The 19,695-nt window shown below is 66.3% G+C and carries 20 protein-coding genes and 1 pseudogene; 8 read left to right on the top strand and 13 right to left on the bottom strand.

Going from position 1 to position 19,695, the window contains the following annotated elements; all coding sequences use genetic code 11:
* The 3 genes from DBR20_RS04365 to DBR20_RS04355 form a co-directional block, all read left to right on the top strand.
* Positions 1 to 1,899: oligopeptide transporter, OPT family (locus DBR20_RS04365; RefSeq protein WP_108265363.1), on the top strand; the 1,899-nt coding region annotated here is incomplete at its 5' end.
* Positions 1,900 to 2,108: 209 nt separating this feature from the next.
* Positions 2,109 to 4,187 (top strand): S9 family peptidase, encoded by a 2,079-nt coding sequence (locus DBR20_RS04360; protein ID WP_108265317.1) that lies wholly within the window; start codon positions 2,109 to 2,111, stop codon positions 4,185 to 4,187.
* Positions 4,188 to 4,328: 141 nt separating this feature from the next.
* On the top strand, positions 4,329 to 5,573 hold the full coding sequence (locus DBR20_RS04355; protein ID WP_108265316.1) for a DUF819 family protein: 1,245 nt from the start codon (positions 4,329 to 4,331) through the stop codon (positions 5,571 to 5,573).
* A gap of 231 nt (positions 5,574 to 5,804) precedes the next feature.
* Here the strand turns inward: DBR20_RS04355 and DBR20_RS04350 are convergent, their stop codons facing one another.
* Genes DBR20_RS04350 through DBR20_RS04330 form a run of 5 tightly spaced genes read right to left on the bottom strand, consistent with a single transcriptional unit; the run spans position 5,805 to position 8,836 of the window.
* Positions 5,805 to 6,284 carry a hypothetical protein gene (locus DBR20_RS04350; RefSeq protein ID WP_108265315.1) on the bottom strand — a complete coding sequence of 160 codons (480 nt, stop codon included), beginning with the start codon at positions 6,282 to 6,284 and terminating at the stop codon, positions 5,805 to 5,807.
* A 46-nt stretch (positions 6,285 to 6,330) separates the two neighbouring features.
* Positions 6,331 to 6,591, bottom strand: a complete 261-nt coding sequence (gene minE, locus DBR20_RS04345) for a cell division topological specificity factor MinE (RefSeq protein WP_005408532.1) — start codon at positions 6,589 to 6,591, stop codon at positions 6,331 to 6,333.
* A 2-nt stretch (positions 6,592 to 6,593) separates the two neighbouring features.
* On the bottom strand, positions 6,594 to 7,403 hold the full coding sequence (minD, locus tag DBR20_RS04340) for a septum site-determining protein MinD (RefSeq protein WP_089239526.1): 810 nt from the start codon (positions 7,401 to 7,403) through the stop codon (positions 6,594 to 6,596).
* Between the two features lie 36 nt (positions 7,404 to 7,439).
* Entirely contained in the window at positions 7,440 to 8,294 is an 855-nt protein-coding gene (gene minC / locus DBR20_RS04335; protein WP_108265314.1) for a septum site-determining protein MinC, read from the bottom strand.
* Complete coding sequence (locus DBR20_RS04330; protein WP_108265313.1) at positions 8,240 to 8,836, bottom strand: GNAT family N-acetyltransferase; 597 nt, start codon at positions 8,834 to 8,836, stop codon at positions 8,240 to 8,242. The genes minC and DBR20_RS04330 overlap by 55 nt, the downstream gene beginning before the upstream one ends.
* Positions 8,837 to 8,986: 150 nt before the next feature.
* Between DBR20_RS04330 and DBR20_RS04325 the strand changes: the two genes are divergently transcribed.
* The 4 genes from DBR20_RS04325 (at position 8,987) to DBR20_RS04310 (ending at position 12,629) form a co-directional block, all read left to right on the top strand.
* Complete coding sequence (locus tag DBR20_RS04325; RefSeq protein WP_025873874.1) at positions 8,987 to 10,192, top strand: sensor histidine kinase; 1,206 nt, start codon at positions 8,987 to 8,989, stop codon at positions 10,190 to 10,192.
* Positions 10,192 to 10,833 carry a response regulator transcription factor gene (locus DBR20_RS04320; RefSeq protein ID WP_025873873.1) on the top strand — a complete coding sequence of 214 codons (642 nt, stop codon included), beginning with the start codon at positions 10,192 to 10,194 and terminating at the stop codon, positions 10,831 to 10,833. The genes DBR20_RS04325 and DBR20_RS04320 overlap by 1 nt, the downstream gene beginning before the upstream one ends.
* A 245-nt stretch (positions 10,834 to 11,078) precedes the next feature.
* Positions 11,079 to 12,152: an SRPBCC family protein gene (locus tag DBR20_RS04315; RefSeq protein WP_108265312.1), complete on the top strand. Its 1,074-nt coding sequence runs from the start codon at positions 11,079 to 11,081 to the stop codon at positions 12,150 to 12,152.
* Positions 12,153 to 12,257: 105 nt separating this feature from the next.
* Complete coding sequence (locus DBR20_RS04310; protein WP_089239536.1) at positions 12,258 to 12,629, top strand: DUF423 domain-containing protein; 372 nt, start codon at positions 12,258 to 12,260, stop codon at positions 12,627 to 12,629.
* A 259-nt stretch (positions 12,630 to 12,888) separates the two neighbouring features.
* Here DBR20_RS04310 and DBR20_RS04305 read toward each other — a convergent pair whose 3' ends face one another.
* The 6 genes from DBR20_RS04305 to DBR20_RS04280 are packed head-to-tail and all read right to left on the bottom strand — an operon-like array spanning position 12,889 to position 16,872.
* Entirely contained in the window at positions 12,889 to 13,698 is an 810-nt protein-coding gene (locus tag DBR20_RS04305) for a M15 family metallopeptidase (protein ID WP_108265311.1), read from the bottom strand.
* Between the two features lie 9 nt (positions 13,699 to 13,707).
* Positions 13,708 to 14,301: a PH domain-containing protein gene (locus tag DBR20_RS04300; RefSeq protein ID WP_108265310.1), complete on the bottom strand. Its 594-nt coding sequence runs from the start codon at positions 14,299 to 14,301 to the stop codon at positions 13,708 to 13,710.
* A complete protein-coding gene (locus tag DBR20_RS04295; protein ID WP_108265309.1) occupies positions 14,298 to 15,587 on the bottom strand; it encodes an alpha/beta fold hydrolase in 1,290 nt (429 codons plus the stop codon). Before DBR20_RS04295 ends, DBR20_RS04300 begins: the two co-directional genes overlap by 4 nt.
* Positions 15,588 to 15,589: 2 nt before the next feature.
* Positions 15,590 to 15,769 carry a DUF4177 domain-containing protein gene (locus DBR20_RS04290; protein WP_089239544.1) on the bottom strand — a complete coding sequence of 60 codons (180 nt, stop codon included), beginning with the start codon at positions 15,767 to 15,769 and terminating at the stop codon, positions 15,590 to 15,592.
* Positions 15,766 to 15,945, bottom strand: coding sequence for a hypothetical protein (locus DBR20_RS04285; protein ID WP_005412615.1), 180 nt, complete (start codon positions 15,943 to 15,945; stop codon positions 15,766 to 15,768). The genes DBR20_RS04290 and DBR20_RS04285 overlap by 4 nt, the downstream gene beginning before the upstream one ends.
* 45 nt (positions 15,946 to 15,990) lie before the next feature.
* Complete coding sequence (locus tag DBR20_RS04280; RefSeq protein WP_025873866.1) at positions 15,991 to 16,872, bottom strand: SPFH domain-containing protein; 882 nt, start codon at positions 16,870 to 16,872, stop codon at positions 15,991 to 15,993.
* Positions 16,873 to 17,017: 145 nt separating this feature from the next.
* On the opposite strand from DBR20_RS04280, the gene purT reads away from it, so the two are divergent.
* Positions 17,018 to 18,205, top strand: coding sequence for a formate-dependent phosphoribosylglycinamide formyltransferase (gene purT, locus DBR20_RS04275; RefSeq protein ID WP_108265308.1), 1,188 nt, complete (start codon positions 17,018 to 17,020; stop codon positions 18,203 to 18,205).
* Between the two features lie 112 nt (positions 18,206 to 18,317).
* On the opposite strand, the gene DBR20_RS04270 is transcribed toward purT, so the two are convergent.
* Together DBR20_RS04270 and DBR20_RS22655 are read right to left on the bottom strand one after the other, a co-directional pair.
* Positions 18,318 to 19,526, bottom strand: coding sequence for an endonuclease/exonuclease/phosphatase family protein (locus DBR20_RS04270; RefSeq protein WP_108265307.1), 1,209 nt, complete (start codon positions 19,524 to 19,526; stop codon positions 18,318 to 18,320).
* Between the two features lie 38 nt (positions 19,527 to 19,564).
* A pseudogene (locus DBR20_RS22655) lies at positions 19,565 to 19,695 on the bottom strand (arginyltransferase); the annotation flags it as partial.

The following is a 19,695-nucleotide window of genomic DNA, read 5'->3' as shown; positions in this document are numbered from 1 at the left end:
GTGGTGCTGTCGGCCGCAAACGCCTACCTCGGTCTGTTCGCAGGCCTGACCATCGCCACCGCGATTCCCGCCGCGGTCATTTCCATGGGCGTGCTGCGCCTGCTGGGTGGCGGTTCCATCCTTGAGAACAACATCGTGCAGACCGGCGCTTCGGCCGGTTCGTCGATCGCCGCCGGTGTGATCTTCACCATCCCCGCGCTGGTGATCATGGGCTACTGGCCGGACTTCAAGTACTGGTGGGTGCTGGGCATCGCCGGTCTCGGCGGCCTGCTGGGCGTGCTGTTCTCGGTACCGCTGCGTCGTTCGATGATCGTCGAAGACCCGCTTCCGTTCCCGGAAGGCAAGGCGGCGGCTGAAGTGCTCAAGGCCGGTGAAAACCCCGGCCCGGGCCTGAAGATCCTCGGCCTGTCGGCGGTGATCGGTGCGTTCGTGAAGCTGGCCGCGGAAAGCGGCATGCGCCTGATCCCCGACGCCTGGGCCACCTCGGCCTACGTCGGCAGTTCCAAGATCACCGCGTTCATCGGTACCAACCTGTCGCCGGCGCTGCTGGGCGTGGGCTACATCGTCGGCCTCAATGTCGGCATCGTGGTGGTGTCCGGCTCGATCCTGACCTGGCACATCGCCATTCCGATCTACCAGGCGTTCTTCATGAACACCGATCCGGCGCTGGCCGCCTCGATCGCCACCGCCTCGTCCACCGAAGCGGCGTTTGCCATCTGGGGTGCGAAGATGCGCTACCTCGGTGTCGGCGCGATGCTGGTCGGTGGCATCTGGACCCTGATCTCGCTGCGCAAGTCGCTGTTCAATGGCGTCAAGAGTGGGTTTGCGGCCGCGCGCAAGAGCGGTGGCCCTGCGCTGGCGCACACCGAGCGCGACCTGCCGATGAAGTGGATGCTGGTGGCCCTGGTGGTGTTCACCCTGCCGCTGCTGGCGCTGTACCAGGCCATCGTCGGCCAGTGGCACGTGTCGATCCCGATGACCCTCATCATGATCGTCGCCGGCTTCCTGTTCGTTTCGGTGTCGGCCTACCTGGCCGGCCTGATCGGCTCGTCCAACAACCCTGTCTCGGGCATCACCATCTCCACCATCCTGTTCGCTTCGGCGGTGCTGGTGCTGCTGCTGGGCAAGGACGGCCTGCAGCCGGTTGGCGCCTTCGGTGCGCCGCTGGGTGCGGTGGCCGCGATCATGATCGGCGCGGTGGTGTGCTGTGCCGCCGCCGTCGGTGGTGACAACCTGCAGGACCTCAAGGCCGGCTACATCGTCGGTGCCACCCCGTGGAAGCAGCAGCTGATGCTGGGCATCGGCGCGTTCTCGTGCGCGCTGATCATGGCCCCGGTGCTGAACCTGCTGGCTACCGCCTACGGCATCGGCGTCAAGTCGGAGCTGCATCCGAATGCGCTGGCCGCACCGCAGGCGAACCTGATGGCCTCGGTGGCCAAGGGCCTGTTCGGCGGTGAGCTGCCGTGGACCTTCATCGGCATCGGTGCCGTGGTCGGTGCCGCCATCATCGCGTTCGACAGCTGGCTGAAGTCACGCGACTCGCGCTTCCGCGTGCCGGTGCTGGCTGCGGCGATCGGCATCTACCTGCCGCTGGAACTGATGGTGCCGATCTTCCTCGGTGGCCTGATCTCCTACCTCGTCGAGCGCTTCCACAAGGTGCGCGCCGATGACGAAGAGGGCCGCGACCGCGTGCACAAGCCGGGCGTGCTGTTCGCTGCCGGCCTGATCACCGGTGAGGCGCTGATGGGTATCGCCATTGCCGTGCCGATCGTGGTCAGCAGCCGTGCCGACGTGCTGGCCGTGCCGTTCCACCTGCCGGCCGCGCAGTGGATCGGCCTGGCCGTGCTGTTCCTGGTCGGCTGGCTGATCTATCGCACCGGCAAGCGCGCCGTGGCGTAAGCGGAACGGGTAGTGCCGGCCGCTGGCCGGCAACTCCAGGCTGCCGCGATACCCGTGGTTGCCGGCCAGCGGCCGGCACTACTGCAGACCCCGCCCCGGCGGGGTTTGCTTTTTCTGGCGGCGGCTCGCCCGCAGCCATGACCGATGGCCTTGGCAGGCCCGGCCGCGCAGGCCTACCATCGGTTTTTTGCCGTCCTGCGGAGACCCCGATGAAACTGCGTCATGCCCTGCTGCCACTGAGCCTGCTGGCTGCCCTGCCCAGCGTCGCCGCTGCCCGTGGCCTGGAAATCCGCGACATGGTGGCCATGGACCGCGTCTCCGCGCCGGTACTGACCGCTGACGGCGGCACCGTGGTGTTTGCCAAGCGCAGCACCGATGCCAACCTCAAGGCCAGCACCGCACTGTTCGCGCGCAACCTGCGCACCCGCGATGCGGCGCCGCCGAAGCAGATCACCCCGGCTGGCTGGAACGTCAACTCGGCCTCGTTGTCGGCGGACGGCCAGACCGTGTACTTCCTCAGCGCCAAGAACGGCAGCCAGCAGCTGTACTCGCTGCCGATCACTGGCGGTGCTCCGCACCAGCTGACCGATTTCCCGGTGGACGTGGACAGCTACCACGTGTCGCCGCAGGACGACCGCGTGCTGTTCAGCGCCGGCGTGTTCCAGGCCTGTGCCTCGGACCTGGCCTGCACCCAAAAGAAGCTGAAGGACGTGGAAGGCGCCAAGGCCAGCGGCAAGGTCTTCGATTCGCTGTTCGTGCGCCACTGGGATACCTGGAACGACGGCCGCCGCAACACCCTGTTCGTGGCGCCGTTGCCGGCAGCCAAGGCCGGTGCGGTCAAGGGCGCTTCGGCGCTGAGCGCGACCATCGATGGCGATGCCCCGTCCAAGCCGTTCGGTGGCAATGATGATTTCGCGTGGTCGCCGGATGGCAGCAGCGTGGTTGCCAGCATCCGCGTGGCCGGCAAGCAGGAGTCGTGGTCGACCAACTTCGACCTGTACCGCTTCGATGCCGCCGGCAAGCAGGCGCCGGTCAACCTGACCGCCTCCAACCCGGCCTGGGATGCCGGTCCGGTGTTCAGCGCCGACGGCAAGACCCTGTTCTACCGCGCGATGAAGCGCCCGGGCTTCGAAGCCGATCGCTTCGGCCTGATGGCGATGGACCTGGCCAGCGGCAAGACCCGCGAGATCGCTCCGCAGTGGGACCGTTCGGCCGGTGGCATCGCCCTGTCCGCCGACGGCGCCAGCATCTACACCACTGCCGATGACCTCGGCGAGCACCCGCTGTTCCAGATCGACGTGGCCAGCGGCAAGGCGACCAAGCTGATCGGCGACGGTAGCGTCACCGCTGTCGACGTGGCCGGCAACAGCGTGGCGATCACCCGCAACAGCCTGAAGAGCAACGACCAGGTGCTGGTCGGCCTGCTGCCGGCCGCTGGCGAAGCCATCGGCGAGCTGCGCGCGCTGACCCCGGCCGCTGGCGAGGTGCTGAAGGACGTGTCGTTCGGCGACTACGAGCAGTTCGAGTTCAAGGGCTGGAACAACGACACCGTGCATGGCTATGTGGTCAAGCCGCACAACTACCAGGAAGGCAAGTCCTACCCGGTCGCGTTCCTGATCCATGGCGGCCCGCAGGGCAGCTTCGGCAACGGCTGGAGCTACCGCTGGAACCCGCAGACGTATGCCGGTCAGGGCTACGCCGTGGTGATGATCGACTTCCATGGCTCCACCGGTTACGGCCAGGCCTTCACCGATGCGATCAGCCAGCACTGGGGCGACCGTCCGCTGGAAGACCTGCAGAAGGGCTGGAGCGCGGCGCTGAAGAAGTACGATTTCCTCAACGGTGACAAGGCCTGCGCACTGGGCGCCAGCTACGGCGGCTTCATGGTCAACTGGATCGCCGGCAACTGGAACAGCCCGTTCAAGTGCCTGGTCAACCATGATGGCGTGTTCGACCAGCGCATGATGGGTTACGCCACCGAAGAACTGTGGTTCACCGAGTGGGAGCAGGGCGGTACCCCGTACCAGAAGGCGGCCAACTACGAGAAGTTCAATCCGGTCAACCACGTGGCTGACTGGAAGAAGCCGATCCTGGTGATCCACGGCCAGCAGGACTTCCGCATTCCGGTCGAGCAGGGCCTGGCCGCGTTCACCGCTGCCCAGCGCCAGGGCATCGAATCGAAGTTCCTGTACTTCCCGGATGAAAACCACTGGGTGCTGAAGCCGAACAACAGCATCCTGTGGCATGACACCGTCAACGCCTGGCTGAAGCAGCACATCGGCGAATAAGCGATACCGGTGCCGCCCTTCGGGGCGGCGCTTTTGTTTCGCCATCTGCTTCACCGGTGGGTGCCGACCGTTGGTCGGCACACCTCCCTGAGCTTCCGCCAACAGCAGCCGAGCACGGCTCGGCTCTACAAGAGCGCCTGCATGCCTTCGACTGCCCTGATCCAGAACGACATCGTCGTCTTCGGCCTGATCGCCGCCACCCTCGGCGCCGTGTTCTGGACCGCTTCGCGCGAGCAGGGCCTGTGGAAGCGCTTCTATACCTTCGTGCCGGCGCTGCTGCTGTGTTACCTGCTGCCGGGCGTCTACAACACCGTCGGCCTGATCGATGGCCAGAACACCAAGCTCTACAACCCGGTCGCGCGCGACATCCTGCTGCCGGCGGCGCTGATCCTGTTGACCCTGGCGGTCGACATCAAGGGCATCCTGCGGCTGGGGCCGAAGCTGGTGCTGATGTACCTGGGCGCCTCGGCCAGCATCATGCTGGGTGCGGTGGTGGCGTTCCTGGTGATGCGTGCGATCCATCCCGATACCGTCGCCGGCGATACCTGGGCCGGCATGGCCGCACTGGCCGGCAGCTGGATCGGCGGCGGTGCCAACATGCTGGCCATGCGCGAAGTGTTCGACGTCAACGCGACCACCTTCGGCCAGTTCGCGGTAGTCGATGTGGGTGTTGGCTACGTGTGGATGGCGGCGCTGATCTTCCTCGCCGGGCGCGCGGCGAAGATCGATGCACGCAGTGGTGCCGACACGTCGGCAATTGATGAGCTGAAAGAGCGCATCACCCGCTTCCAGGCCGAACACGAGCGCATCCCCAGCCTGACCGACCTGATGCTGATCGTGGCCGTGGCCTTCGGTGGCGTCGGTCTTGCCCACGCCATCGGCACGCCGTTGGCGGCGTGGTTCAAGGTCAATGTCAGCTGGGCATCGCAGTTCAGCCTGGATGCGCCGTTCGTGTGGGTGGTGGTGCTGTCGACCACGCTCGGCCTGGGCCTGAGCTTTACCCGGGCTCGCAACCTCGAAGGTGCGGGCGCCTCACGACTGGGCTCGTTGCTGCTGTATTTCCTGATTGCCTGCATCGGCATGCAGATGGATCTGCTGGCGCTGCTGGATCGCCCGTGGCTGTTCCTGCTCGGCATCATCTGGATCAGCGTGCACATCGCGCTGCTGTGGTGCCTGGGCAAGCTGCTGAAGGTGCCGTTCTTCTACTTCGCCATCGGTTCGCAGTCGAACATCGGCGGCCCGGCCTCGGCGCCGGTGGTAGCCGCCGCGTTCCATCCGGCGCTGGCGCCGGTGGGCGTGCTGCTGGGCACGATGGGGTATGCCACCGGCACCTATCTGGCGTATGTGGTCGGCATTACCCTGCGCGCGCTGGCAGGGCAGGGTTGATTATTCAACGGTAGTGCCGGGCCATGCCCGGCGAGCCGCATCGCGGCGGTGGATGTTTATGCCGCCGGGCATGGCCCGGCGCTACCGATGCGTTACGCCACCGGCAAACCGCGTTCGATCAGCCACGCTCTGGCGTCTTCGGCATCCTGCTCGAACCGCGCCGAGTGAAAAGAAGGGCGCCGCAAGGTCCGGCGCGTCGCCACGCGCCCATTGCCAACCGCGCCCGCGGCTTTACGCCACTGGCAAACCGCGTTCGATCAGCCACGCTTTCGCGTCTTCCGCATCCTGCTCGAACCACGCCTTCGTCGACCCCAATCGATACGTGTATCCCCACGCATCCATGTCGGCCATCAGCCGCTCGCTGCCGACGCCGGGCAGGTGCCCGGCCAGCACGATCTGCAGGTAGCAGGTGGCATCTTCTTCGGGCACCGAATCGGTGGCGTCGGTATGCACCTGCGCGCGCCGCTCCGGCGGCAGCACGATCAGGTGGCAGGCCTCGTGCAGCATCGAGTGCACCGGCGTGTCATCGCGCACGTACACGCCGCTGGCGATGATGCCGGCCTCGGGCTCGCCCCAGTAACTGCCGGGGATCGGTTCGCCGGCCGCTACGTGGTGCAGGCGCAGCTCATGCGCAGCGAGCAGGCGCTGGGCATCGGCGAAGGCGATGTCGCCGACGCGGGTAACGTTCGGTTCGGGCGTGGTATCAGTCATGCGGGTCAGGCAGCCCCGCCCATGCAGGCACGGGCGGGGCAGGGGGTCAGGGTTTGTCCGGGCCTTCAGGCAGCGCCACGGAAATGTCCAGCACGTCGTGCTGGCCATCCTTGACCAGATCCACCTTCACTGCATCGACGTCGATGTTGACGTACTTCTTGATCACTTCCAGCAGCTCGCGCTGCAGCAGCGGCAGGTAGTCGGGACCGCCACGGTGGCTGCGCTCCTGCGCGATGATGATCTGCAGGCGATTCTTGGCGGTTTCGGCGGTGGTCTTCTTCGCTTTGAGGAAATCAAACAGGCCCATGCTTACCCTCCGAACAGCTTGCTGAAGAAGCCCTTCTTCTCGACGTTGGTGAAGCGCATCGGGCGTTCTTCGCCGAGGATGCGTGCGACGGCGTCGTCATAGGCCTGGCCGGCAGCGGATTCGCCATCCAGGATGACCGGCTCGCCCTTGTTGGAGGCGTTGAGGACGTCGCCCGATTCGGGGATCACGCCGATCGCCTTCAGGCCAAGGACCTCCTCGACGTCGGTGATGCTGAGCATCTCGCCGCTTTCCACGCGCACCGGGGTGTAGCGGGTCAGCAGCAGGAAGGCCGGCACGTCCTGTCCGGATTCGGCCTTGTGGGTCTTCGAGTCGAGCAGGCCGATGATGCGGTCCGAGTCGCGTACCGAGGACACTTCCGGGTTCACCACCACCACTGCGCGGTCGGCGAAGTACATCGCCAGGAAGGCACCCTTCTCGATGCCGGCAGGGGAGTCGCAGATGATGTACTCGAAGCCGTCGGCGGCCAGGTCTTTCAGGACCTTGCCCACGCCTTCCTGGGTCAGCGCATCCTTGTCGCGGGTCTGCGAGGCAGCCAGTACGAACAGGTTGTCGAAACGCTTGTCCTTGATCAGGGCCTGCTTGAGGGTGGCTTCGCCGTGCACGACATTCACAAAGTCGTACACCACGCGGCGTTCGCAGCCCATGATCAGGTCGAGGTTGCGCAGGCCGACGTCGAAGTCGATCACCGCCACCTTCTTGCCACGCTTTGCCAGGCCGCACGCAAGGCTGGCGCTGGAAGTGGTCTTGCCGACGCCGCCTTTGCCGGAGGTGACTACGATGATTTCAGCCAAAGGACTTCTCCTGATGATTCTGTTTGAGGTGCTGCGTCAGTCCAGCGCAGCGATCTTGATCTGGTCCTGTTCCAGCCACACCTGCACGGCCTTGCCGCGCAGGGTTTCCGGGACATCGTCCAGCACCTTGTAATGGCCTGCAATGGCGACCAGTTCCGCATGGAAATCACGGCAGAAAATGCGTGCCGCGGTGTTGCCCTGGGCCCCTGCCAGCGCACGGCCGCGCAGGGTTCCGTAGATATGGATGCTGCCATCGGCGATGACCTCGGCGCCGGCGCCGACGGTGGCCATCACGGTCAGGTCGCAGTTTTCCGCATACAGCTGCTGGCCCGAACGCACGTTGCCCAGCTGCATGCGACCCGGCTGTGGCGCGGCGGCATCGGCGGCCTTGCCCATCGGCGTGGCCGGAGCTGGTGCCGGTGCGGCCTTCGGCTCGGCGCGGGCCGCACGGCGCGGCTCCGGTGCCGGCGGCGGGGCAGGCTCTGCTTCGGCACGCTCGTACTGGGCGCGGAACTTGGCCAGCAGCGGCAGGCCGAGCTGCTGCGACAGCAGGTCGACCGCGCTGGTGCCATAGGCAAGCGCCACCGGCAGTACGCCGGCACCGCGGAGGCCATCCACCAACGCCTGCGCCGTGGCCACGTCGGGCACCTGGCTGAGGCCGCCGAAGTCCAGGATCACCGCTGCACGGCCGAACAGCTTCGGCGCACGGCTCACCCGTTCCTGCATTTCCTGCACGAGGCGTTCAACATCGAGGGTGCGGATGCGCAGGTTGGCGATGCCCACCTGGCCGATCTTCAGTTCACCGGCCTGTTCGTAATCGAAATTCACCGCCACGCTCAGGTCCCCGTCGGCCGCTGTGCCTGCGCCGGCAACTGCCGGTCGCGTGCCCATGCAACATCGGGCAGCTTGCCGCCATAGGTTTCGTTCACCCACGGGAAACTGCACAGTTCCTTGGCCAGCATGCTGGCCCGCACATCCACCTGCGGCATGGTGTTCTGGCCCAGCTCGCGGAAGCCGAAGCTGCCGTGGAAGAGCAGGGCGGCATCGGCGCCGTGGTCCAGGAACACTTCGCAGGTCATCTGCGGGTAGCGCAGTTCGGCAAAGCTCTGCGCGTCGGCGTAGAACGCACGGCCGACGCCACCACCGCGGCGGCGGCTGGCGACCACGATGCGGTCGATATAGAAGAAGGGGGTGTTCAGCTGCTGCTTGAACCAGGCGAAATTGCTGCTGTCGTGCTGGCTGTCGCTGCCGAAGCCGATCAAAAAGCCGGCCAGGTTGCCGTCGCGCTCGGCGACGCGGAAATACTCAGCGGTTGCATAGAACAGGCGCAGGCGCTCGGCATCCAGGGGAAGGATGGCCAGGCCAGCATTGTTGTTCAAAGCCAGGACGGAATCGAGCTCGTGCTCGCGCACGTCGCGGATGACAATCGACATTGTGACTCCGTGGGGTAACGCGGTTGGTCCATTACAAGACCCTGCGCACGATTATTGCATGCCCGGGGTGGGCTGCGGCATGAACAGGGGGATATGCCCAAGCATGACTTTCGGCGCTTGGGAGCAGCCACACACAGGCTACGATGGGTGATGCTGGCCCGACTCAACCACAATGCGATGCTGCGCTACTCCGGGTTGTTCACCTGGGGCACCGTCGGCCTTTGGCTTGCGATCTACCTGATCGACCCGGTGTCGCTGACGCTGGAGAGCCTGGACGGCGAGGCTGGCTTCCGGATCATTCCCTGGGCCTCGGCCTACCTGGCCTTCGGCTTCGTGTACTGGGTGCTGACCCGCTCGCTGGGCGAAAGCCGGCCCGGCTTCTTCGACCATGCCGCGCTGATCCTGCTGACCGCCTGCGCGATCGGCGTGAGCTATTTCTCCGGCACCGCGCTGGGCAGCATCCTGCTGATGGTGGTGGCCGGCCTGCTGCCTTGGCTGCTGGGCCCGCGCATCGGTGTGGTGTGGCTGGTGGCCAGCAACCTGGCCGTGCTGCCGGTCTACATCCAGCCACTGGGCTTCCCGCCGGTCATCGCCGTGCTGCAGGCCGTCGGCTACATGGGCTTCTCCAGCTTCGTGTTCGTGATCGCGCTGGTGGCCCGCCGCCAGGCCGAGGCGCGCGAGGAGCAGCGCCGGCTCAATGCCGAGCTGCGCGCCACCCGTGCGCTGCTGGCCGAAAGCGCGCGGGTGAACGAGCGCACCCGTATTTCGCGCGAACTGCATGACCTGCTGGGTCATCAGCTGACCGCGCTGACCCTGAACCTGGAAGTGGCCGGGCATCTGGCCGAGGGCCAGGCGCTGGAGCACGTGAAGCGCTCACATGCCCTGGCCAAGCTGCTGCTGGGCAACGTGCGCGAGGTGGTCAGCCAGCTGCGCGAGACCGGCGCCATCGACCTGGCCGCCGCCCTGCGTCCGCTGACCGAGCACGTGCCTTCGCTGGACATCCAGCTGGAGATCGAGGAGCCGCTGAACGTGGAAGACCCGCAGCGGGCCCACGTGCTGCTGCGCTGCACCCAGGAGATCATCACCAACACGGTGCGCCATGCCGGCGCCCGCCACCTGTGGCTGCGGGTGTACCGTGAGGTCCCTGACCAGGTCGTAGTGGAAGCCCGCGACGACGGTGTCGGGGCGGAAACGGTCAATGTGGGCAATGGTTTGCGCGGCATGCGCGAACGCCTGCAACAATGTGGAGGCCAGCTGCAGGTGGAGACCCGCCCCGGCGAAGGCTTCCGGCTGCGGGCGACGGTACCGGCAACGGTGCTGGCGGCCCTTACCCAGGTTCCTGAAGGAGTGCGTTGATGATTCGCGTCTGCCTGGTCGACGACCAAACCCTGGTGCGGCAGGGGATCCGCTCGCTGCTGGCGCTCGACGACGGCATCGAAGTGGTGGCCGAGGCCGCCGATGGCCGCCAGGCCGTCGAGCTGATCCCGCAGATCCGTCCGGACGTGGTCCTGATGGACATGCGCATGCCGGTGATGTCCGGGCTGGAGGCGCTGCAGGTGCTGTCACGGCAGGAACAGCTGCCGCCGACCATCATCCTGACCACCTTCGACGATGACCAGCTGGTGCTGGCCGGGCTCAAGGCCGGTGCCAAGGGCTACCTGCTCAAGGATGTCACCCTGGCGCAGCTGGTCGGCGCGATCCGCACGGTGGCCGATGGCGGTTCGCTGGTGCAGCCGGCGGTGACCCAGCGCCTGCTGTCCGGGCTGGAGCACATGCGCAACGACTTCGTCAGTCTGGACCGCCCCGACCCGCTGACCGACCGCGAGACGGAGATCCTGCGGCTGATGGCCAGCGGTTTCTCCAACAAGGAGATCGCCAATTCGCTGGGGGTCGCCGAGGGCACGATCAAGAACCATGTGTCCAACATCCTCTCCAAGCTGGGTGTACGCGACCGTACGCGCGCGGTCCTGAAAGCGTTTGAACTCCAGTTGGTGTGAGGAAAATCCTTTAACGACAAAGACTTGGCATGCAGTCCGGGCCCGGATTCAGGGTTGCCCCCTGTTTGCCCCCTACTTGCCGGGTACGCGGATGCGTTACCCTTCGAATTCTTTGTCCATACAAATGCGCAGCCGGCACGGAAACCGGTGCGCCAATCCCGATAACCAATGCCCGCGAAGCCTGCTAGGATTGGCGCTTCGCTTCAATCAACCCGGCCGTGGGATCGGCCCCGGAGACTCTCTGAATGACCCGTATTATCGAGTTCCTGATCGCCTTGGGGATCGTGGCTGGCCTGTTCGTCATCATTGGCGTCTGTCTGCCGGGCGAGCGTCACATCACCGAAAGCATCGAGACCAACCGCAAGATGACGATCGTGTACGACACGGTCAGCAGTCTGCGCCGCTTCAAGGACTGGAACCCGCTGGTACTGCGCGATCCCGCCGTTGAACTGAAGCTGTCCGGCCCGGTCTCCGGCGTCGGTGCCACTCTCGACTTCACTTCCAAGGACCTGGGCACCGGTTCCTGGAAGGTGACCGAAGCCGAAGAGAACAAGCGTGTTGTTATCGCCATCGACGACGCCACCAAGGGTCACGACAAGGTCAGCACCTTCACCCTGGAGCCGACCGGCAAGGGCGGTCGCAACGTCAAGATCACCCAGGACTACTCGGTGAAGTATGGCTTCGACCTGTTCGGCCGCTACGCAGGCCTGTATGTCAGCCGCCAGATCGGCGATGACATCAAGATGGGTCTGTCGCGCATGGCGAACATGCTGGCCACCGTGCCGAATGTCGACTACCGCACTTCCGAAGCTCCGCTGACCGATCTGGGTATCGTCGATGTCCCGGCCGAGGACCTGCTGGTCGTCACCGCCGGCAACGTCGATCGTGGCCAGGACTCCATCAGCAAGTCCATCAAGGACAACCAGGAGTGGATCAAGCGCGTGATCGAGGCCAATGGCCTGGAAGCCGCTGGCCCGCTGCGTGTCATCACCACCGACTTCGGTGCTGAGAAGTACGCCTTCGACATCGCTCAGCCGGTGAAGAAGAAGGGTGCTGAAGGCGTGCCGGCCGAACAGCTGACCGTCAAGATCGACGGTGGCGCTCCGGTCAAGTACGTCCGCGTTGCTCCGCACCGTTCGGCACATGCGGCCTACACCGGCCACATGGCAGGTCTGGACGTTGCCCGCAGCGCCCTGCGCGCCTGGGCCGTGACCTCGGGTAACGAAGTCATCGACCGTCCGTACGAAACCTGGAAGGACGGCGTGGACAAGTCGTTCACCCCGGAAGCGACGTACGACATCTACTGGGCCGTCAAGTAAGCCTCGGCTGACCCATGTAGTGTTGGACACGAAAACGCGCCGCTTCCTGCGGCGCGTTTTTTTTTCATCCCGAGCCCGGTGTCGGGCATTGCGCAAGGAGCTGTCATGTTCAATTCCGAACGACGCGCGCGTAAACCGTCGTTGCTGGCCTGCCTGGGCGCGCTGCTGGCGGCCGCCTCGATCGGTCTGTCCGCCTATGCCGCGCATGGCGTGTCCGATCCGCTGGCGCAGCAGCACCTGAACATGGCGGCGTTGTATGCGTTTGCCCACGGTGCGGTACTGGCGGCCCTCGGCCCCCGCGCGCAGGGCGCGATCGCGCATCTGGCGTTGTACGTGTTGCTGCTGGGTGTGCTGCTGTTCTCCGGCAGCCTGCTGGGCGGTGCGCTGTGGCAGTGGCCGACGCGGCTGGCGCCGGTAGGCGGCACCACGCTGATGGCCGGATGGGTGCTGCTGGCGATCAATGCGTTGAGACGCTGACTGCAGCGCCCACGCATTGGTAGCGCCGGGCCATGCCCGGCTTCAAGCGCAGCGACCCGCGTTTGCCTTTGCTCTGTTGTTCCATTCCGTGGCGGTCGCACGCGGAACAATTCCGGGACACGGGCGGGGTGAGCTTGCGGGGGTGTAAGCCGCATGGATGCGGCGCCCAAGCCTCCAGGGATGGATTTACGGCGGCCCCCGCAAGTTCATCCCGCCCGCGGCCATGCGCGGACTGCTCCAGGCCTTCGCCACGAGGGGCTCAGCCGTTGGCCGGTTTCCAGCACCAGTGCCACGGTTCGTAGACGATCCCATGCGGGTTGTCGCGCGGATAGCTCAGATGGAACCCGTGTGCCCCCGCATTGACCTGCAGCCACGCAAACGCGGCCGTCGCCTCGAAGGTCTCTTCTGCCGGCGCATCCCCCGGCGTGCCGATGTCCAGCGCGTGACCACTGTGATGCTCGCTGAATCCTGGAGCAGCATTGACCTGCAGGATCTGCGGCACACTCTGCCCGCGCGCCAGCTTCCGTTCGAAAATACCGAGCTGATACGCATGGCTGCGGAAGCCGGAGATCGCGTCCAGTGCAATGCCATCCCGCGCGGCATGCAGGCGCATCCGTCGCCAACCCTGCGCGGCACCGCGACGCAGCCACAACGGGCGCGCGAAGCGGTCACGTCCGGCGAAGTGCAGCAGGCAGGGCTCGGCTTCCAGCGCAAGCCCACTGTCCTGCGCATAGCGCTGCACATCCAGGCCCAATTGCTGCAGGCGCTGCTGCAGGCCGGCCAGTGGCAGCCACTGCTCTTCCAGTGCAGCGCCAAACGGCCGTGACCACGCGCCATCCAGCAACGCCAGCGCTTCCTCCACACCCGGTTCGCGTGGCAGGCGCGGCACAAGCGAGTGCACGCCGTGTGCCAGTACCGCCGCCAGGTAGCGGCCATCCTGCTTGCGCCGCAATACCCATTGCGCACGCGCCAGCAGGCGCGCGTCGGGATTGCTGCGCGCGCGCAGCAGTGCGGCCGGCCACAATTCAACGGCCTCGGTATTGATCAACAGTGGAGTGGTGCGGTGCATCGATCCAGCTTACTGCCGTGGCGCCGTGGCGGCCACCTTGCGCAGCGCTTCCAGCAGCGCCTGCGGGCGCTCCAGGCTGAGCAGCAGTGTGCTGCCGCCACGCACCGGAATCACCAGCGTGCGCGCGCGGTCGGTGACCAGGGCAAAGCCCTTGCCGCCGCCCTGCAGGCGGAAGTGCCCCGAGTAGAAGCCGGGCATGCTGTAGCCGTTGGTCTTGAAGCGGATGCCGTAGCGACGATCACGGCCGAGGTCGACCACCTCGGCCTGGTCCAGCAGCAGGTCGGCCACCGGCGTGCGGCGGCGGTACAGCGTCGAACGCACGTCCAGTACGTCGTCTGCCAGCTCCACCCGGCGGCGGAAAAACGCCCAGCCCAGGCCGACGCCCATCACCACGATCACCGCCAGGCTCCATGCCGCGCTGCCACCCATCAGGAAGAACGGGGGCGACAGCGTGACCTCCATCCAGGGAGCGTCGGTGCGGCTGTCGTGCAGCTGCGACCAGATGCCGACGCCCAGTACCGCCAGCAGTGGCAGCAGCACCCACAGCACCCGCAGCGAGGAGCTTTCGGCGACGTCGAACGGGCGTGCATCACTGCCGCTCATCGTTGCGACTCCACCCAACGCGCGACGTCATCGATCAGCTGCCCATCGACGTGGCCCGGCTGCGCGTATTCCTTCAATGAACTGGAGCCGCTGCCGGCGATGCCGATGTGGTTGAGGGCGGGATAGGCCTTCCATTGCACGTCCGTGCGATCGGCCAAGGCTTTTTTCCACAGTGCCCAATCCGTTTCCGGTACCTGGAAGTCGCGGCCGCCGTGCAGCATCAGCAGTGGCTTGTGCAGCGCCACCGCATCGCCACGAGCGTTCACTGCTTCGATGCTCTTCCAGAACGCCTGCGGCACGCCCAGTGGCAGTTCGCTGGCGGGTGCAGGCGTGTCGCTGCGGGCCGAGGCGATCTGTGCGGCCAGCTTGTCCAGGAACGCTTGTTCCGGCGCACTGATCGAGCCGTCCAGCGACAGCAGGTAGCGGTTCTGTTCCGGCAGCAGTTCAAGCAACGTGCGTGCCGGCGCGGCCCACAGGATCGCGCCGCGCGCCTGTGGCCAGCGGCTGGCGATGCGCGGGGCGAGCATGCCGCCCTGGCTGTGGCCGAGCACGAAGATCCGCTTGCCGTCGATGCGTGGGTCCGCCGCCAACGCGCTCAACGCCGCGACGGCGTCGTCGGTGGTCTCGTCATCAACGTTGAAGCTGCCGCTCTGGAAGTCCTGGGGACGGGCATGGGTGCGCTTGTCGTAGCGCAGCACTGCGATGCCCTGCGCGGCCAGGCCGCGGGCGATGTCCAGGAACGGGCGGTTGCCACCGATGGTTTCGTCGCGATCCTGCGGGCCGGAACCGTGCACCAGCACTACGGCCGGGAACGGTCCTTTGCCCTTGGGCAGGGACAGCGTGCCGGGCAGTGCGCCGCGCGCCTGCGGCACGCTGAAATCGGCTTCGCTGTAGTTCGCATCGGCCGGCGGTGGCGGTGCCTTGGCGGCCGGGGCCGGGCGCAGCAGCAGGCCCGCTACTTTGTCCTGCGCGTTCACCGCCACCTGCGCGATCACCGCGCCAGCGGCGAACTGCAGCGGTACTTCCACCAGGTGCAGGCCCTGCTGCTCGCTGCTGTGCGCCGGTCCGCGCTGCTTCAGTTCACCCAGCGACTGCCACAGGCCCTGCAGCTTGTCGGCAGGCACGGCCGCGGCCATCTGCGGGGTCAGCATGGCTTCGGCATCGGCGATCCGCCCGGCCTGAAGGTGATCGAGCAGGCGTGCTGCGACCTGCTGCGGTTCGCCAGCGGCTGCACTGGCGGACAACAGGGCGAGGGAAACAGCAAGCAACGAACGGCGTGCGCTCATGGTTACAGCTCCTTCTTGAAGACCAGCAGGGCCGGGCGCATCGGCGCCGGGATGATGATGTTGACCAGTTCCCAGCCGAGCTGGCCCTGGCGGCTGAGTTCGGCCTGGATGTCGTCGGCTTTCTGCAGGCCCATCATGGTGGTCTTGACCTCGACGGTCAGGTAGCTCCAGCGCTTGCTCATTCCTTGTCCTCCGGCGATGGCTTGGGTTTCGGCAGGCGTCCTGCCTTGCGCAGTGCGTCGCGCAGCACGTATTCGATCTGCGCGTTGAGGCTGCGCAGTTCATCGTCCGCCCAGCGCTGTGCGGCCGCCAGGACCTCGGCGTTGATGCGCAGCGGATAGGCTTTTTTTTCGCTCATGCAGACTCCTGGCGGGGCGGTGGGGCGCCCCGTTGCGAGGGTGGCTCAGTACAGCGAGCCAGTGTTGACGACCGGCTGCGTGCCGCGGTCCGAGCACAGCACGGTCAACAGGTTGCTGACCATGTGCGCCTTGCGCTCCTCGTCCAGCTGCACCACGCCGTTCTTCTGCAGTTCGGCCAGCGCCATCTCGACCATGCCGACCGCACCGGCGACGATGCGCGTGCGTGCGGCGATGACCGCGTTTGCCTGCTGCCGCTGCAGCATCGCCTGGGCGATCTCGGCGGCGTAGGCGAGGTGGCTGATGCGCGCATCGATCACCTGCACGCCGGCATCGGCCAGGCGCTCGGCCAGTTCGTTCTTCAGGTGCTGGGAGATCTCGCTGGCGTGGCTGCGCAGTGCCAGCTGGCCGTCCTCATGCTGGTCGTAGGGATAGCTGGTGGCCATCGCGCGCAGCGCCGATTCGGACTGGATGTGCACGAAGCTCTCGTAGTCGTCCACGTTGTAGACCGCTTCGGAGGCGTCGACCACCTGCCAGACGATCACCGCGGCGATCTCGATCGGGCTGCCGTCCAGCTCGTTGACCTTCAGCTTGCCACTCTCGAAGTTACGCACGCGCTGGCTCACGCGGCGCTTGCTGAAGAAGGGATTGTTCCAGCGCAGGCCGTTGTCCTTGACGGTGCCTACGTACTTGCCGAACAGGCTGACCACCGCCGCCTGGTTGGGCTGCACGGTGTACAGGCCGGCCAGCGCGACCAGGGCCAGCGCGGCGATCAGCAGGCCGGCCAGGATCAGCAGCACGTTGGGCGAGCCGGTGCTGGCCTTCGCCGCAACCCCGGCCACGAACAGGGCGCCACCGGCGAGGGCCACGACCAGGGACCCGGCGAGCGCGCCCAGGCCGTTGAGGGAGGACAGCGACTTCTCTTTCATGGCAGTACGTCCTTGAGGGTTCGAAATGAAGATATCAAAGTGATATCACATTCGGGCTACCGTTCGTCGGGCGGGTGTCCTCAGGCGCTGCGGCTGGACCGGATAGAATGCCCACCCGCCTTCACATTGCTGCTGGAACCCCGCCATGGCCAAGCTTGGAACCCCGCTGTCCCCCTCCGCCACCCGCGTGCTGCTGCTGGGCTCGGGCGAACTTGGCAAGGAGGTGGCCATCGAGCTGCAGCGGCTGGGCGTGGAAGTGATTGCCGCCGACCGCTACGCCGATGCCCCGGCCATGCAGGTGGCACACCGCTCGCACGTGATCGACATGCTGGATGCGATGTCCCTGCGCCAGTTGATCGCGCAGGAGCAGCCGCACCTGGTGGTGCCGGAGATCGAGGCGATCCATACCGAGACCCTGGTGCAGCTGGAACAGGAGCAGGGCCTGCGGGTGATTCCGACTGCGCGTGCGGCGCGCCTGACCATGGACCGTGAGGGCATCCGCCGCCTGGCCGCCGAGACCCTGGGCCTGCCGACCTCGCCGTACCGCTTTGTCGATACCGAGGCCGAGTACCGCGACGCCGTGGCCGCGATCGGCCTGCCGTGCGTGGTAAAGCCGGTGATGTCGTCCTCGGGCAAGGGCCAGAGCACGTTGCGCAGCGAGGCGGACATCGCCCCGGCCTGGGAGTATGCGCAGACCGGTGGCCGTGCCGGTGCCGGCCGCTGCATCGTCGAGGGATTCATCGACTTCGATTACGAGATCACCCTGCTGACGGTGCGCCATGCCGGCGGCACCTCGTTCTGCGCGCCGATCGGCCACCTGCAGAAGGATGGCGACTATCGCGAAAGCTGGCAGCCGCAGCCGATGTCGGACAAGGCGCTGGCGCGTGCCGAGGAAATCTCGCGCGCGATCACCGATGACCTCGGTGGCTGGGGCCTGTTCGGTGTCGAGCTGTTCGTGAAGGGCGACGAGGTCTGGTTCAGCGAAGTATCGCCGCGTCCGCATGACACCGGTCTGGTGACGCTGGTATCGCAGGAGCTGAGCGAATTCGCGCTGCATGCCCGGGCCATCCTCGGCCTGCCGATCCCGCTGATCCGCCAGAGCGGCGCATCGGCCTCGTGCGCGCTGCTGGCACATGGCGAGGGCGTGCCGTACTTCAACAACGTGGCCGCCGCGCTGCAGGTGCCGGATACCGCCGTGCGCCTGTTCGGCAAGCCCAGCGTGCATGGCCATCGCCGTGTCGGCGTGACCCTGGCGCGTGCGGAAACCATTGACGAAGCGCGTGCCATCGCGCGTGATGCCGCCGAAGCCATCGGCGTCGAACTGCGCCCGTAAATCGGTAGCGCCGGGCCATGCCCGGCGGCCACATTCCCGTGGGTACCGACCGTTTGGTCGGTACATATTTCCGGTGGGTATCGACCGTTGGTCGGTACCCCATCAACACCTGTTACGGCTTCACGTCCACCCACACCAGGTGGTGGTCGCTGCCGTCGGCGATCTTCGCTTCTGCACTTTCATTGGCCGGCCAGAACACGCCGCTGCCGATGTACTCGAAACCGGTCGAGGGCAGCACGTAGTCCAGACGCATGGTGCCTGACTTCGGCCCGAAATCGCCGGTGGCATGGAATGGTGCGCCCTTGCGTTCGATGCCCTTCGCCGCATAGGCCAGGCTGGTCTGCTCGGCGCCGACGCTGCGCGGGGTGGGGTAGCGCAGGACGCGGGCGTTCTCGATCAGTTCGACGATCGCCTCGTGGCGGCCATCGCCATCGACCGGATCATTGTTGAGGTCGCCAAGGATGACAAAACGCGCATCCTGGGCCAGGCCACCGCACAGGCCCTTGTCGTCGCACAGCCACGGCTTGTCACCCTTGGACAGGTATTCCTGCCACAGGCGCAGTTCGTCGTGGTTGCGCGCGGCGTTGCGCTTTTCCGGGCCGTCGAACACCGGCGGGGTCGGGTGCGAGACCAGCGCGTGCACCACGCCGGCCGGGGTCTTCACCGGCACGTCCCAATGCGACTTCGACGACAGCCGCAGCTGCGACCAGACGCTGTCGTTGTAGAAGCTCTTGCCGGTGCGCGGATCGACAGGGCGGATCGCGCCGGGCATCGCACTCCACTTCAGCAGCTGGAAGCTGCGCACCTTGGCTTCGTCGATCGGGTAGCGCGACAGCACCAGCATGCCGTACTGGCCCGGGTGCAGGCCGTAGCCCCAGGCGTCGTTGCCGCGGCCACGGCCTTCGCCGCCGACCACGCCGTTGTTGTCCAGGTCCAGGCCGCTGGGTACACCGGTGTTCACCGGTGCCAGGTAGCGGTAGGCGAAGTGCAGCGGCTTGCCGCCACCGGGCTGGGCCACTTCCAGGTAGCGCTTCTGGAACAGGTCGGCAGCGCGATGGGCGTCGTCGAAGTCGAATTCGTTCAGCAGCACCAGGTCCGGACGCGCCTGCTGCAGTACCGCGGCGATCTTGCGCGCGTGTTCGCTGTCGCCTTCCAGCTCGGCGATCAGGCCGCCGGCCTCGTCCGAATACAGCGAGGTGTTGTAGGTGGCCAGGCGCAGCGCTGCAGACGGTTTTTCGGTCATCGCGGGGGACGTTGCGAAGGCGGGAGCGGTGGCGCCACAGAGCAGGGCCAGGCCGAGGATCAGGGGTTTGGCGTTCATGGGCCGTATTGTGCACCCGGCCCGGTGTCAGTGGTTTGTCAGCGTCCGTCCAGATCGTCGTCGAAATCATGCCAGCGGCGGCCGTCGTAGGCCTCCAGCGGGCGATAGCGCCGCTTGTAATCCATCTTCTGGTGCTCACGGATCCAGTAGCCCAGGTACAGATGTGGCA

It is taken from the genome of Stenotrophomonas sp. HMWF023 (genome assembly GCF_003060985.1).
GTDB lineage: Bacteria > Pseudomonadota > Gammaproteobacteria > Xanthomonadales > Xanthomonadaceae > Stenotrophomonas > Stenotrophomonas lactitubi.
Note: the sequence above shows the minus strand (reverse complement) of the source record. Positions and strands in the feature narration are given on the sequence as shown.